The organism is Vibrio sp. 1402 (assembly GCF_033340275.1).
This window is the reverse complement of record NZ_JAWOWE010000011.1, coordinates 85534-99834: the sequence shown is the minus strand read 5'-3', so window position 1 is coordinate 99834 and position 14301 is coordinate 85534. Positions and strand designations below refer to the sequence as shown.

Below are 14301 nucleotides of genomic sequence, written 5' to 3'. Positions count from 1 at the left end.
ATCGTACTTTTTAAGTTTTTGATTTTTAGTTATTATTTTATCATACTTAATAAGTTGTAGAATAAATCACTCACTTCAGTTGAATTTAAAAAAGCACTATTTAATTCCAGTTTCTTTTCAAAATCGGAATATTTATCGAATTCCTCTTTCTCAACTAAACCTATTGGTGATTTGTCGTTAACGTGGTTTTCATATTTTTTGATGGTATATAATTTAGACTTTTCGTCAAAATATTGAATTATCTTAATGTTAACGTCAGGTCTCTCCGTATTATACGTGATCGTAATTTTTTCATAATCTTTATTAATCGGAGTCGTAAGCCCTGTAGGGTAGATGATTTTAAACCCATTAATGTCATTCTTCTTCGTGCTTTTATAATGTTTTGAGTATGAAAAGTTTTCAATTGCACTTTTAGTGACGATAATTGACTCACCTTTCTTTAAACCGTATTCGGTACATTCATAATCGTCGACAACCGTAGAATTTCTTTTCTTTTCAATCAGGTAGGACATGCTTGCAGATGTCCCTCCGTGTTCCGGTTTTTGTTGGTTTACAGAACAATAGAAATGACCTTTGTCCACCGTCATTGCGTTGACTTGTTCCGGATTTGAAATGGTGGGATGTATATCTTTTGCTGGATCGTTGTCGCTTCCTCCTGAACCGCATCCAACTAATCCGATACAAACGGCCATATAAAGCAAAGAGATTTTATTCATACTGTATTTCTCAATTAAGATGTGTGATTGCAAATAACGATTAATTACATTTTTATAAAGTGAAATGTTTTTTATTTTAATTGAACGGTGTTTTATTGGTAGTTTAATCGTTTGCTTTTATTTTGTCTCTTACGGTATCTATGTTTTCATTTATGGTATGAATTATTAGATTTGCACAATTGTGAGTTGCAATAGGATAATAATCGCTAGCCAACTACTTGTGTAGGTACCGTTATGATTTATATATCCGTTAAGTCTAAGTTTTTAGTCTTAATTTCATGTATTTATCGTGAAAGTGACTTAGAAGTAAATAACTAACGTTGTTTGAGGGGAGCCTGGGCTTCACTGATCTTGTTTTTCATCAAGGCGTTGTATAATGAACAAGGACTCTATTTCCAACTTGTTGATACATATCAGATCTCACGGATCTGATATGCATTCCAAGTTATTCTCACTAAGGCAAGAATCCTAGCTTATTTAAGGATAGAAAGTTTACTTGGGTGTAGAAGATATTAGTAATCCAATGTGCCACGGATAGGGTAGTTATTGTTTGGATCGCGAATCCATGCCAATCCGCGTGATAGCGCGCCAAGCTCAGGGCGAACAAACGGGTTGTTTGAAATATCCACCACGTGTAAGTCGCCGTGTTCATTCACCACAAACAGACCTGGTTCTGCGAAATTATGATCGGTTTCCTGTTCAGATCGAGGAATAGATACATACAAGCCTAGCGTTTTCATTTGTTCTTCGGTCAGGCCGTAAGCGATAGGGAAGCTGATTTCGAGTTTCTCTAGATGCCCCTCTAGCTGTGCTTTTGAGTCGCCAGAAACGGCAAGAATATCGACGCCAGCATCAGCGAAAGCCTGTTTGTAACTCTCAAGCTCGTTGAGGTACTTAGTACAAAGAGGGCAGTGTTTACCACGATAAACGAATACTGCTCGCCAAGTCGCATCACCTTGCGGCTGACCCAACGTTACGCTTGAACCATCTAGCAAAGTGGCTTGAAGATGAGGGAAGCTGTCGCCCGCTTTAAGTTTCACTGAAGTTGCCATATTGACTCCCGAATTGGTGGTGTATATCCATGAATGCCCCTTTCTCAACAAAGCGATTGGGGGATGAGACTTCAATGTAGACTCTGTTTTGCGGTGTTTCAACTAGTTAACTTTTAGTAACCTGCAATAAGGTAGTAGAGTGCAAAAGATGAAAAAGCAGAACTTAAGATACAACGAAGTGGGGGTGTAGTATCAGGAGCTAAGTTCTGCTTGAGGTTAGGCTATGACCACTGGAACATATCGTTAAGATAAACCAGAGTCATCACTTCTATTTTATTACTCGATTGAGCTAGGCGTTGCTGAAAAAAGTACGCCATCATTGGCTTCTTCATTTTTTCCTCCTTTAGCTGACGAGTAAATTATGTGTATAAAAGGGGATATAAAAAAGAGAGTGCTTTTGTTGGCTTTTTTCCTAATAACGTAAATATATGGGGCTTTAAAGCCGAATTTGGAGGTTAATTGTGGAAAAGGGGAACAGATAATTAGGAAGTTTTCTTATTTTATTACCGCCAACTTAAGTAAACTATTCCTATCCACAAACTTCACAGATCTAAGGTTGATTCAGTGTCTGATCTCAATTTGTTTCGCTATTACCAACGATTACTCTCGTTTAGCGTTGGTGATGAAACAAAAACCACGTTACAGGACATTGCCGACATCATGTTCACTTCTTCTCGGCATGCTCGTAGCCTGCTAACGCAGATGCAGCAGAAGGCGTGGTTGAGCTGGCACCCGAAAGCTGGGCGGAACCAACGATCGACTCTTATTCTGAATATGGAGTTAGACGTTTTAAAAGAGAGCTTGGCTCTTGAACGTATCAAGTTAGGCAAGTATGAAAAAGCACTGGCGATATTAGATGAAGACGAAATGGCATTTGGCCGTTTGTTAAAAACAACGTCTGGTGCTTCTGTGCAAGAAGGACAGCTCAATATTCAATTAACCTATAAGCGAATGTTTGAGCGCGTCGTTCCACATCAACTTCAGCGTAGCAGCGAACGTTTCTTATTAAGGCAAATCTATTGTTGCTTAGTTTCGAGTGATCACAATGGGAAAGTGCAACCAGAACTCGCACATCACTGGCGTTATGACGAAGACACCTACGAATGGACTTTCTACCTTCGTCCAGGTCTGACTTTTCATAATGGTAATTCCATTGATGCAGAAACAGTGGTTAGCTTGTTTGCAAAGTTGAGTTCACTACAGTACTACGAAAAAGAGTTGGCACATGTTGCTAACATTACTGCGCCAACGCCATTGAAAGTTGTTTTTAAGCTTAATCGAGCTGACTTGGGCTTTGCTGGACTTATTTCTGGAGTGAAATACGGCATTCAACCAGTAAGCCAAGTTAACGTAGCGAATAACAAGCTGGTGGTCGGAAGTGGCCCATTCTCTGTTGTCGAGCACAATGAAAGTCGTTTAAAACTGCAAGCATTTAATGGTTATTATGCATGTAGAGTTCTAACGGATTTGGTGACTATCTGGATTGTTAATGACGAGCAAATGGAGAACCCGTCATTGGCAGCAAATACGTTGCAAAGGGATACTTCGCCCGAGGAGGATTTGTGTGGACACTATATGTCGACGCAAAACCGAGAAAACTCATCGGCGAGCAAGCGTAGTCGAATAGAAGATGGTTGCTTATTCGCCTTATTTAATCAGCACGCTAAGCACAAACTCTCTTTAGCGCAGCGCCGTTATATTAGTGAGCTAATTCAACCTGAGCACTTGGCCGAAGTGATGCGCCGCGAGAATATTGTATTTGGGAGTATACCCGCTTATAACCTGCTACCAGGTTGGAAGCCAGTGCTCCGTCCGTTCAGTGAGCCGCTTAAGTTACCTAAACACATTACGATAGCCGGATATAACTATACCGCGTTGCGTCGCTGTGCGCGGGCTATTTCTAATCGTTTGGTGAGTGTTGGCAGTAAAGTAGAAATTGTTATGTATTCCTATCGTGAGCTGAACGAGAAAGCTAAGAATGGTGAGCTAAATGAGACGATGGTCGTGACGAACATAAACCTAGATGATAATCGTCATGCCTCAGCGTTCACGAACTTCTTCAGCAACGCTGTGCTATTCCACACTTTGGGAGAGAAGAACGCACAATGGTTAGATGAACAACTACAGAGAGTCAGATCTTTCGTTCCACTTGAGGACTACCTTAATGCATTGGAGCCAATTGCATCGACGTTGATCAGCGAATACTGGATTGCACCCATGTTCCACCATACACAAACTTTGCGTTTCCAAGGTGTTTTAGAAGACGTCGCTCTTACTAACTGGGGTTGGCCAGATATTCGCTCGGTGTGGTCTGCGGATTAACTGCCTTAGTTACATAGCAAAGTGCTGCTTCACGAATTCAATGAAGGCTCTGGTTTTCGCTGATTGATAGATAAGTTGTGGGTACACCAAGTAAACCGCGTTGTGCTGGTGGTCAGTTTCTTCCGATAGAACCTGCACTAGACGGCCGTGCTCAACGTCTTGTTCGACAAAGTAACTTGCTAACCGAGCAATGCCATTGCCAGACAGGGCTGATTCTTTGAGTAAGCGGTTTTCATTGCTTGAAAGCCAACCTTGGGTTTGAACTGTTCCCGTTTTTAACGGCCACTCTTTTTGATGCAATGTGGTTAAGCATTGATGCTCTTGTAAATCATCTAATGTCTCCGGCGTACCTTCTTCTTGCAGATACTGAGGAGAGGCAACCAGCCAGTGGTGGTAGTCCAAAAGGTGATGAGCAATCATATTCTCTGGCGGCGTTCTTGTCGCTCGAAACGCAAAATCAACGCTGGTTTCTGTCAGATTAAACGCTTGATAGCTAGAAAGAATCTCGAACTCTACGTTTGGATGTAAAGCGCGAAACGCCACACACAAATCATGCAGCACCGCTTCAGCAAACATCTTGGGAGCGGTAAGACGAATCAGACCGTCTATTTGTTCAGATCGCTGACTTAAACTCTTTTCCATTTCCATTACGCGGCGTTTGAGATCTTCCGCTTGTGCAAAGATCGATTCACCTTCTGCCGTCAATCTCACGCTGCGTGTGGTTCGAACAATCAAAGGCGTTGCGAGTTCCGATTCCAATCGCTTGATTTGTTCCGACAGGTAACTTTTAGAGATACCAAGTTGCTCTGCTGCTCTAGAAAAGTTGAGCGTTTGAGCCACTTCAGCAAACAGCATCAGTTTTTCGATTCTCTTATAATCTGCCATCTTTATTGCTCGCTTTAATTGTTCGGTAACGAGGATAATGAATTCGATTTTACGGTATTAAACTAATTTTTACGAACGGTAAGATGGTTCGAGTTAATTTAAGAAATTGAAGATGCAGAAATCGGAAAAGTGAGAATAACGATGAACAATCCAACACTACCGCTCGCCAAAACCTTACCTAACGTTAGCCGCTTGGTCTTCGGCTGTATGGGACTTGGAGGGGAGTGGAATCGCAACCCATTAACCGCCCAAGATGAAAACCAAGCTTATGCCGCTGTAGAGGCAGCATTAGAGGTTGGCATCAATCTCTTTGATCATGCGGATATCTACAAATTCGGTAAGGCTGAAGAAGTGTTTGGGCGCATCTTAGCCAATGACTCAACCTTACGAGAACGAATGTATCTGCAATCAAAGTGCGGCATCCGTCTAGGAGATGAGCAAGGTGTTAAGCAGTATGACTTCTCTGCCAAATGGGTGACGGCTTCTGTTGAGGGCATTCTTGAACGCCTTGGCGTGGAAAATCTTGATGTTTTGATGCTGCATCGTCCTTGAATTTGAAGAACTGGGCACAACGCTAAAAGCCCTGAAACAAGCTGGCAAAGTTAACCACTTCGGTGTTTCTAACATGAACAGTGCTCAAATTGACCTTCTTCAACAAGCAACGGGCGAAGTTGTTGTGGCGAACCAGTTGGAAATGAGTCTGGCTAAGTCTGACTTTATTAAGCAAGGCATGGGGCTTCCTTCGTCGGAATCTGACTACGTTGCGGGAACACTGGAACATGCCCGTAAGCATAATATCCAACTGCAAGCGTGGGGCAGTATGGCGCAAGGAAGATTCTCAGAGCGTGGTTTACATTCTGATGATCACAACACCAGACAGACGGCGGAGATGGTAATGGCGCTAGCAGCTGAATATGGCGTGTCGTCTGAGGCGATTGTTTTAGCCTTCCTAACGCGTCACCCAAACCAAATTCAGCCTGTTATTGGTACTGCAAACCCACAGCGTATTCGCGCTTGTGCTCAAGTAGAGAGCGTCACGCTATCACGTAGCCATTGGTATGGCTTGTTCGAGAAAACCCTTGGTCATGAGATCCCGTAGGAGAGAAAAATGAAATACGTACAAGTTCAAACTCTGATTCAAACGGCATTGGAAATTGCGACTGCTCGCAAGCAGAACATTGCGGTTGCCGTGGTTGATACACATGGAGAATTGCTCGGTTTTGCCCGAATGGATGATGTGAGTGTGCAAGCAGGTTTGTTGGCACATAACAAAGCTTACACCTCGGCTAGAGACTGTCAGCCTAGCGGCAATCTGGGTGCTTGGGCTCGTGAGACGGGTAAGCAGTTGAGTTATTGGACTGACCCGAAGATCACAGGCTTTATGGGTGGTGTACCTGTAGAACAAGAGGGGAAAGTCGTCGGTGCAATTGGTATCAGTGGTTTGGCTGAGCAAGATGATGAAGCACTTGCGATGGAAGTATTAAACGCGCGTTGAGTATAATGTTTATCAGTAGGTGTGATGCTTTGTCCAGCTTTGTACTCACTGTAGGGACTCAAGTTCACAGGCTTCGTCGAGTCACAATGCTATCTAATAGCCTGAAGTAAGCAGAAGTTGAAATCGCGAACTATGATTAATTTATTTGAAAGCTTTGAGGCCTAAATATGTTTCATAAGGTATTCGTTTCGCTATTTTTTGTTCTCCTCTCAGGCTGTGGTACGAGTGACAGCGCGTTAAAAGAGAGCGGTTATGATGAAGCTTATATCCAAGGCTTTCATGACGGTCGGCATAGTGGTATGCAAGAGGCAGGGAATGATTTTGAACACTATATTAAGGACGAAACAAGGTATCAAACCGACTCAGATTATCGGCAAGGCTGGGATGCTGGTGAGGTAGAGGGTAACAAGTTACAAAAGCAGGCAACCGCGATAGGACAAGGCATGATTGATAATTCATATGAAGAACGTGATGTCTTTGATCCTGATAAAGTGGCGAAAGATGCAATAAAAGGCGTTGATACATCGGAATTGAAAAGCCTAGAGTAACGGACTGATATAAAGAATAAAACTCGTCATTTGACGAGTTTTATTTTTGTCTAAACGATTCATGTTTCAACGCTCAACAGGGCATTCATCGTTTGGGTATGAGCAATGTCGTTAATCACCTTTCTTGTTCTTTTGTTCAAGGACTAACGATAATAGGCGAACGAGCAGGGACTGAGCTTCCGGTGAGAGCAATCTCGCCACGGCCGTTAGGTCATTTGCTGTGACATGCTGAACATCACGTACATCTAAAGCAATATCTAGGTCAGTCAAATGAAGCGAACGCAATATGGCACGATATTGTGAGAGTTTAAGATCGGACTCTCCGCGCTCGATCCTTTGATATGTTTTTACGCTCATTCCAGCGATGTTTGCCATTTGCTCACGGGAGAGGCCATTCGATTTTCGTCTTGCGATCAGTGCTTGAATTATAGGGTCTACCTGCATGTGCTCTCCTGAAAGGACAGTTTTGACCTAAACGTAGCAAGAAGTGGACCAGTTTAACCACCACATATTTACCTGCTTTGCAATCAGTATAAAAATAACTGTCTTATAAAAACGTAAATATTTTAGTCAGTTATTAACTCAATGGAAAAGTATCAATCATACAAATCAATAGAAACGAAAGCTTCTATTCGCAAAATGCAACGCATTTTAGATCATTTATTTAGTGAAATTGATCAGCAACATCGTGAGACTAAAGAGAATGTTGTGACACTGATTCAACAGTCACAACAGCGATTGATGAACTACAAAGAGCTTTACCTTCACAAAGAATCGATAAGTGAAGTAGAGCTGCGGATGGCGCATGAAAACATGAGTGAGACTGAGAAGCAGGTCGCCGATATGGGTATTCCAGTGTTAACTTATATCATTGGCGCGCTAGATAAAGCGTATTAACACAGTCGTAAAGTCGGGCGATACAAGATTTACGCAATTTCGATCAATTGATGACATCTAAAAGAAAGGATGCAAATGCTGGGGAACCACACCCAGCATTCGGACACTCATTTACCTATATTTTCGAACCGTAAATCAGTGTTTAGAGGTATGTGAACCGAACAGTGTCGGTACGCAGCGAATAATAGCGATATTGTCCGATCTAGGCTACGTCCTTGGAATCTAACACCTTCACTTAAACTGTAAATTAATCTGTACACCCAGCCAAATTGAGCCATTGAGCACGTTCTTCCTTCTCTTTAAGCGATAAAAGACTAATTAGTGACGAAAAAAACAACACATCTTAGGTAAAAGATAAGAGTTGTTAAAATATATCGCTATAAGATTGACCTTTTGCTTTTCAATCGTCCTGCTTATGCCTTACAATCTTTTCGAACCAAATCCATTCATAACGAATGGGGTTGATGAATTAAGATGAACAATTTTGCTTCGAACCCAAAGTTGCGCACATTTCATCAACGATGACATCGCCAAAAACGACTCTCAAGTGTTCATGTGCAAATGATTAACCACCTTTTGTTGCGTGTTTTCTTAGCCATACAGGGCTCTTGTAACATAGTGCTCTTGTAACCAAATTTTGACTAAGTCGGAGCGTTTTGTTGTGTGCTTTAGATAAAGCACAACTGGCGAGAAATTAACGGATTGAATTTAGAGGTATTAACCGTGAACCTAAAACTTGTCGGCAGCTCCCTGATCGTTGCAGGTACTGCTCTTGGCGCTGGTATGCTTGCTATACCAATGGTGCTTGCTCAATTTGGCCTCCTTTGGGGCACTCTTCTTATGTTGTTCATCTGGGCTGGAACGACTTATGCTGCGCTGCTCCTTCTTGAAGCCAGTTGCAAAGTAGGTGGTGGTGTGAGCATGAATGCAATTGCTCGCGAAACGCTTGGTAAAGGAGGCCAGTTGGTAACCAACAGCTTGCTTTACGCCCTGTTAGTTTGTCTATTAATGGCTTACATCATTGGTGCGGGTGATCTCGTACAAAAAGTAACAGCCTCAATTGGGCTTCCAACATCTACGATCTCAAGCCAAGTCGGTTTTACTCTTTTAGTTGGTATCATTGTTTCGGCAGGTACAGGGGTAGTAGATAAGCTGAATCGCGGTTTGTTCCTAGGCATGATCGTAGCGCTGATCCTGACACTTTTTGCGCTTGCACCAAGCGTCTCGTTTGAAGGACTTGATGAGGTTGTGAGCGACGATAAAATGGCACTTATCAAAACCAGTTCGGTGCTTTTCACCAGTTTCGGTTTTATGGTCGTGATCCCATCGCTTGTAACTTACAACAAAGAAGCGAGTAAAAAACAGCTGCGTAATATGATTATCGTGGGCTCAACTATTCCGCTTGTTTGTTACCTATTATGGTTGTTAGCGGTTGTCGGCAATCTACCACCTAATGAGCTTGTTCAATACTCCAACGTAACAGAGTTGATCTCGGTACTAGGTCAGCAATACGAGGGCTTAGAGTTCATCCTATCCATGTTTACTGGTTTGGCACTACTAACGTCGTTCTTAGGTGTTGCAATGGCGCTATACGATCAAAATGCAGACCTACTGAAAGCAAGTAAGCCAGTGATTTTTGTTACTACTTTTGTGCTACCACTATTAGGTGCTGTATTTGCGCCAGAACACTTCCTAGCTATTCTCAGCTACGCGGGGATTATTCTTGTGTTTCTCGCGGTCTTTGTTCCATTATCAATGACCATGAAAGTGCGTCGAGTGCCGGTAGAAGATGACAATATTTATGAAGCTGGTGGCGGCGCAATGGGAATGAGCATGATCTTCCTATTCGGCTGTTTCTTGCTGTTTGCCCAAGCAGTATAAAATCACGCTAGCTTATTTAAAAACTGAGCCGCTCGTATTCAAACGGGCGGCTTTTTTGTATTCATAGCCGAACCCAGGCCACTCAAAGTCATCAGCATTTGTGATGTTTGACGTTTCTCTGATAATCACGGTTAGCGCTGACTTTTTAGTAAAACTCCTTAGCGAAAGGCTGACATGTACAGTGATTCACCCTTCTATTATATCGATGTTGATATGAATAAGAGGCTCTGTTGTGTCAAAGCAATTATCTTTTGCCATGGTTGGCGTTATGTTGTCTTTAGGTGTGTTGAGTACAGAAGCGGTGGCTGACCCGAAGCATAAGCATGGACATCGGTACGATCACCATCATGCGCATCACCACCATCATAAACACAAGCGCAAGCACAAGCATAAACACAAACATCGTGACGTTATTTATGTGGAGACCCGACGACCAAGGCGCAGTTACTATTACCATGACCGAATTCCTCGGAATAGTACCTACATAAAGATTGGAGATTTCACTTATCTAAAAGTGGACGACCGCTATTATCGTCGTTCTAATGATCGCTATATCCATGTCGAGTTCAATTAAACTTGAAAGGACATATAGTCGGTGTTCTTGTAATGTTGAGCTTAATAGCAACAACATGGCACATGTAACATCGACCAATACTAGGGTAGAGGGTTAAAAACAAAAACAGCGAGTCGGTGCTCGCTGTTTTTGCTTAAATGAGTGTTAGACAGTAAATCTATTTAAGATTTGATCTTGTTTATGTACATCTTCTTGTTGCGCCTGCATCGCGTCGTTGGTTCGATTTGCCGATTCGGCGACTTGAGTCGATAGGTCTTTAATATTCACCGTATTGTTGTTGATCTCTTCAGCGACGAGGCTTTGCTCTTCCGCTGCTGAGGCAATTTGCAAGTTCATATCGGAAATACGCTGAATCGCATCACGAATGCGTTGTAACGCACTATTTGCTAAACCCGCTTTTTCAACGGCCTCTATAGCACTACCTTTGCTTTGATGCATGGCATTTGCCACAGATGAAGCGCCAGATTGTAGTTGCTCAATCATAGTACGAATCTCTGTTGTCGACTCTTGAGTTCGTTGTGCCAGTGTACGTACTTCATCTGCAACAACGGCGAAGCCTCGGCCAGATTCTCCCGCACGTGCAGCCTCGATTGCGGCATTCAACGCGAGTAAGTTCGTTTGGTCCGCAATATCGTTGATGACTTTTAGAATTGTTTCGATATTGGCGGTAGCAGATTCCAACACTTGTACTTCTTCGACTGCAAGGTCAATGCTATCGGAAAGCATGTTTATCGTTTGTGTCGATTCACCAACGATAGAAGACCCCTCAACCGTTGCTTGGTCGGCTTCTTTGGCTGCACTTGCCGCACCTTGCGCATTATTAGCAACCTCTGTCGCGGTGACAGACATCTCATGCATCGCGGTAGCAAGTTGTTCTAGCTCTTGCAGCTGAGTGTGAATTGCGCCTGCCGAGTCTTTTGCGCCCTCAGCGGTGATTTGAGTTCCGTTTAAAATTTGATCAGAAATACGTTTCGACTCAATGATTTGCTGTTGTAAGTTCTCCATGAACGTATTGAAGTTTGTGGCAAGCTCAGAAAACTCTTGGTCAGTATCTGTTTCGAGGCGTTGTGTAAGGTCGCCTTTCCCTGATGCTACATCTTTAATCGCATTGTTTAGCGTGTCCAAAGGACGCATGAGAGTGCGAATCAACAGAGTTAGGGCGATAATAGATGCAATCACGGCAATGATTGAATAAATAATAGCGTTGTTACGAAGCTCTCCTACGGCAGAATAGGCAACAGCTTCATCGATAACCGAACCTACGTACCAGTTCTCGCCAGGAATGTGAGTCAGGTTAACCATGTAGCGGTTGCCATCAATCTCAACATGTTGTGCTGATTGCGTAAGTTCGATTTGCGGGAGGTAGCTACCGACCTTCTCGCCGTTATACTTACTTTGAGGGTGAGCAATGGTTGTGCCATCAGCGGTGATCAGAAATAAGTAACCAGCATCAAACAGATTCACTTGGTTGACCAGATCAGAAAGGGTAGTTAATTCGAGGTCATAAAACATACCGGCTAAAAACTGGCCATTTTCTTTTACTGGCGTACCAACAGAGATGATAACGTTTTTCGAGGACGCATCGACGTACGGATCGGTTACGACCAAATCGCCTTTGCTCTTAGCTGCAATAAACCAAGGACGCTGACGTGGGTCGTAGTCTGGACCCGCATCCCAGCCGTCGTCATTTTCAATCACAAAGCCATTACTTTCATAACCAAAACCGATGGCAAGGAAGCTGCTTTTTGGCGTCGGTCTTTCAAGTATGTTTTGAACATAGCTATGTGAACTGGGATCAAGCTCAATCACTTCAGTAATGGAGCGAGCGAGATCCTTCTTTGCATTCATTTCTGATTGCACAGTGTTACCAACACTGGTCAATATCTCGTTTACACTTGAGTCGATTTGCTCCTGAGTTTGGGAGCGGATGGTCATAACTTGTTGTGTCGACAATAACGACACGGTAATTAGCAGCAAAAATGAAGAGGCTGTGACAACCTTATGTCTGAATTTCATGAGCTTTCCTCTGATTCTCCCGGTTGGTTCCACTTTGCTTTCGCCTCTTTTAAACCGAGCGAATTGGGCATAAAGAGAAACCTATTGTGTTTGGTTATATTTTTATCGACATCTTTGTCAAAAACATGAACTCATTTGTCGTCTTTTTTAACTAAATTTAAACAAACCGACAATTTACGTTAAAACTTGTGAGTGTGATCATGTTTGCGAGCTCAATTAATGAAATCGTCATAATGAAAAGAATTGCTTAACAAACAGTGGCATTAACTGGCTTTACAGGTGAGGTGATGAAAATTTTGTTGGTGCTGAAAGGTGTTTTGTTGAAGTTTTGTCTTTGTAAATTATGAGCTTTTTACTAAAAGCCTAATGTGGACGGAGTTTTAGGTATAAAAAAGGCCCCGACGATGCGGAGCCTTTGTTAATTGACGTCTCGATTTTAGAAAATAAGATGAGCAACGCCAGCAATCACAGGTAATGTGATTAACGTACGTAAAATGAAGATTACGAAGAGCTCTACAATGTTTACTGGAATTTTGCTGCCTAACAGTAGGGCACCTACTTCCGACATGTAGATAAGCTGAGTTACTGACATTGCTGCAATAACAAAACGTGTCATTTCGTTATCGATTGAGGCCGCTAAAATTGCTGGAATAAACATATCCGCAAAGCCAACAACGATTGTCTGTGATGCTGCAACAGCTTCAGGGACTTGCAGTAGCTCTAGGTATGGGATAAACGGTTGACCCAGAATTGCAAATACAGGCGTGTATTCTGCAATCACCAATGCAACGGTACCAAGACCCATCACTACAGGTAATACGCCAAATACCATGTCGACTGCGTTGTGTACGCCTTCTTTAAATACAGACTGAACCGATGTGACTTGACCAGCACGCTTAAGAGCTAGATCCATACCCCAAGAGAATGTGGTGTGGCCTTCTGGCACTGCATCTGCGTCTTTATCTGGGTTGCTGCCGTCAATGTAGCGATCTTTCTTCAGACTAAGCGGAGGCAGGCGAGGAATGATAATCGCAGCTACGATACCAGCTAGACAGATAGCGCCGTAGAAAGGCAAAAATAAGTGCTCTAGTTTTACCTGAGCGATAACAACTAAGCTAAACGTGATCGATACTGCTGAGAAAGTGGTCCCGACAACAGCCGCTTCACGCTGAGTGTAGAACTTATTTTCGTATTGCTGGCTGGTTAGCAAGATACCAACACTTCCGTCGCCTAACCAAGATGCCATACAGTCAATTGCACTGCGGCCAGGTAGGTTGAATACCGGACGCATTATTTTACTGAGTAACGCACCAAATAGCTCCAGAAGACCGAAGTTCAAAAGAAGCGGAAGCAGTAAACCCGCGAAAATGAAAACGGCAAACAGAGTAGGTAGAAGACCAGTAAGAACAAGCCCGCCAGTGTTCTCTTCCCAAATTGCTTTTGGACCCACTTGGAAGAACGTCATTAACACGGCAGCGCCGCCGATTAAACGAACAACGAGCCAAAGTGGAGATGGGTTGAAGAGACCGTTTAAAAAACCATTACGTAAAATTGCAGCTGGCTTAAAAATTTTGCAAAGAACAGAAGCAACGGCCATGAAAGCGATGATACTGGTGACGATAGCAATCAAGGCATCGCCTAACACCGCTGGGATGACTTTTGCCATCACGGCAACGGGAATGGTTAGGCCGCCATCGTAAGAGATCGGAGCCATAAAGAGTAGAAGACCAATTAGGGAAGGGATGAAAAACATCCAAAAGTTGCCCTTAGGAGCTTCAGTAGCATTAGTGGTGTTATGCATAGTTGTCTCGTGTTACTACTAGTCAATACTTGCCATTTCCATGACATAAATATTCACTAAACATCCGTATTTAATCACAGTTTTGCGGAGGGTACCCGCAAACTGCATCCATTG

The 14301-nt window shown here is 42.9% G+C and carries 12 protein-coding genes and 1 pseudogene; 7 read left to right on the top strand and 6 right to left on the bottom strand.

The genetic code is table 11. The annotated features are described in order from the left end of the window. Positions 1–32: 32 nt before the first annotated feature. Together R7044_RS18640 and R7044_RS18635 are read right to left on the bottom strand one after the other, a co-directional pair. Positions 33–716 (bottom strand): hypothetical protein, encoded by a 684-nt coding sequence (locus R7044_RS18640; RefSeq protein WP_225455745.1) that lies wholly within the window; start codon positions 714–716, stop codon positions 33–35. Between the two features lie 512 nt (positions 717–1228). Next, positions 1229–1768, bottom strand: a complete 540-nt coding sequence (locus R7044_RS18635) for a redoxin domain-containing protein (RefSeq protein ID WP_205391411.1) — start codon at positions 1766–1768, stop codon at positions 1229–1231. 564 nt (positions 1769–2332) lie between these two features. On the opposite strand from R7044_RS18635, the gene R7044_RS18630 reads away from it, so the two are divergent. Then, positions 2333–4090: an SgrR family transcriptional regulator gene (locus R7044_RS18630; protein WP_205391412.1), complete on the top strand. Its 1758-nt coding sequence runs from the start codon at positions 2333–2335 to the stop codon at positions 4088–4090. A 9-nt stretch (positions 4091–4099) separates the two neighbouring features. On the opposite strand, the gene R7044_RS18625 is transcribed toward R7044_RS18630, so the two are convergent. Further along, entirely contained in the window at positions 4100–4975 is an 876-nt protein-coding gene (locus R7044_RS18625) for a LysR family transcriptional regulator (RefSeq protein ID WP_205391413.1), read from the bottom strand. Between the two features lie 141 nt (positions 4976–5116). Here R7044_RS18625 and R7044_RS18620 point away from each other — a divergent pair. The 3 genes and pseudogenes from R7044_RS18620 to R7044_RS18610 all read left to right on the top strand — a co-directional run bounded on the left by R7044_RS18620 (position 5117) and on the right by R7044_RS18610 (position 7018). Then, positions 5117–6074, top strand: a pseudogene (locus R7044_RS18620) (aldo/keto reductase family oxidoreductase). Between the two features lie 9 nt (positions 6075–6083). After that, positions 6084–6470: a GlcG/HbpS family heme-binding protein gene (locus tag R7044_RS18615; RefSeq protein WP_186585185.1), complete on the top strand. Its 387-nt coding sequence runs from the start codon at positions 6084–6086 to the stop codon at positions 6468–6470. Positions 6471–6637: 167 nt separating this feature from the next. Then, positions 6638–7018, top strand: coding sequence for a hypothetical protein (locus R7044_RS18610; RefSeq protein WP_005375467.1), 381 nt, complete (start codon positions 6638–6640; stop codon positions 7016–7018). A 111-nt stretch (positions 7019–7129) separates the two neighbouring features. Here the strand turns inward: R7044_RS18610 and R7044_RS18605 are convergent, their stop codons facing one another. Continuing rightward, positions 7130–7462 carry a helix-turn-helix transcriptional regulator gene (locus R7044_RS18605; RefSeq protein ID WP_031780945.1) on the bottom strand — a complete coding sequence of 111 codons (333 nt, stop codon included), beginning with the start codon at positions 7460–7462 and terminating at the stop codon, positions 7130–7132. A gap of 141 nt (positions 7463–7603) precedes the next feature. On the opposite strand from R7044_RS18605, the gene R7044_RS18600 reads away from it, so the two are divergent. The 3 genes from R7044_RS18600 to R7044_RS18590 all read left to right on the top strand — a co-directional run bounded on the left by R7044_RS18600 (position 7604) and on the right by R7044_RS18590 (position 10370). Next, positions 7604–7915, top strand: coding sequence for a hypothetical protein (locus R7044_RS18600; RefSeq protein ID WP_005375472.1), 312 nt, complete (start codon positions 7604–7606; stop codon positions 7913–7915). 723 nt (positions 7916–8638) lie between these two features. Then, positions 8639–9796: an amino acid permease gene (locus R7044_RS18595; protein ID WP_225455744.1), complete on the top strand. Its 1158-nt coding sequence runs from the start codon at positions 8639–8641 to the stop codon at positions 9794–9796. A 232-nt stretch (positions 9797–10028) separates the two neighbouring features. Continuing rightward, positions 10029–10370 carry a hypothetical protein gene (locus R7044_RS18590; protein ID WP_080276968.1) on the top strand — a complete coding sequence of 114 codons (342 nt, stop codon included), beginning with the start codon at positions 10029–10031 and terminating at the stop codon, positions 10368–10370. Between the two features lie 144 nt (positions 10371–10514). On the opposite strand, the gene R7044_RS18585 is transcribed toward R7044_RS18590, so the two are convergent. Continuing rightward, a complete protein-coding gene (locus R7044_RS18585) occupies positions 10515–12386 on the bottom strand; it encodes a methyl-accepting chemotaxis protein (protein ID WP_025768473.1) in 1872 nt (623 codons plus the stop codon). A gap of 436 nt (positions 12387–12822) precedes the next feature. Then, positions 12823–14187 (bottom strand): YjiH family protein, encoded by a 1365-nt coding sequence (locus tag R7044_RS18580; protein ID WP_225455743.1) that lies wholly within the window; start codon positions 14185–14187, stop codon positions 12823–12825. Positions 14188–14301 lie beyond the last annotated feature (114 nt).

Excerpts from the sequence above, each read along its gene's own strand:
- R7044_RS18640 (WP_225455745.1), bottom strand. The coding sequence starts at position 716 with ATGAATAAAATCTCTTTGCTTTATATGGCCGTTTGTATCGGATTAGTT.
- R7044_RS18635 (WP_205391411.1), bottom strand. The coding sequence starts at position 1,768 with ATGGCAACTTCAGTGAAACTTAAAGCGGGCGACAGCTTCCCTCATCTT.
- R7044_RS18625 (WP_205391413.1), bottom strand. The coding sequence starts at position 4,975 with ATGGCAGATTATAAGAGAATCGAAAAACTGATGCTGTTTGCTGAAGTG.
- R7044_RS18615 (WP_186585185.1), top strand. The coding sequence starts at position 6,084 with ATGAAATACGTACAAGTTCAAACTCTGATTCAAACGGCATTGGAAATT.
- R7044_RS18610 (WP_005375467.1), top strand. The coding sequence starts at position 6,638 with ATGTTTCATAAGGTATTCGTTTCGCTATTTTTTGTTCTCCTCTCAGGC.
- R7044_RS18605 (WP_031780945.1), bottom strand. The coding sequence starts at position 7,462 with ATGCAGGTAGACCCTATAATTCAAGCACTGATCGCAAGACGAAAATCG.
- R7044_RS18600 (WP_005375472.1), top strand. The coding sequence starts at position 7,604 with ATGGAAAAGTATCAATCATACAAATCAATAGAAACGAAAGCTTCTATT.
- R7044_RS18585 (WP_025768473.1), bottom strand. The coding sequence starts at position 12,386 with ATGAAATTCAGACATAAGGTTGTCACAGCCTCTTCATTTTTGCTGCTA.
- R7044_RS18580 (WP_225455743.1), bottom strand. The coding sequence starts at position 14,187 with ATGCATAACACCACTAATGCTACTGAAGCTCCTAAGGGCAACTTTTGG.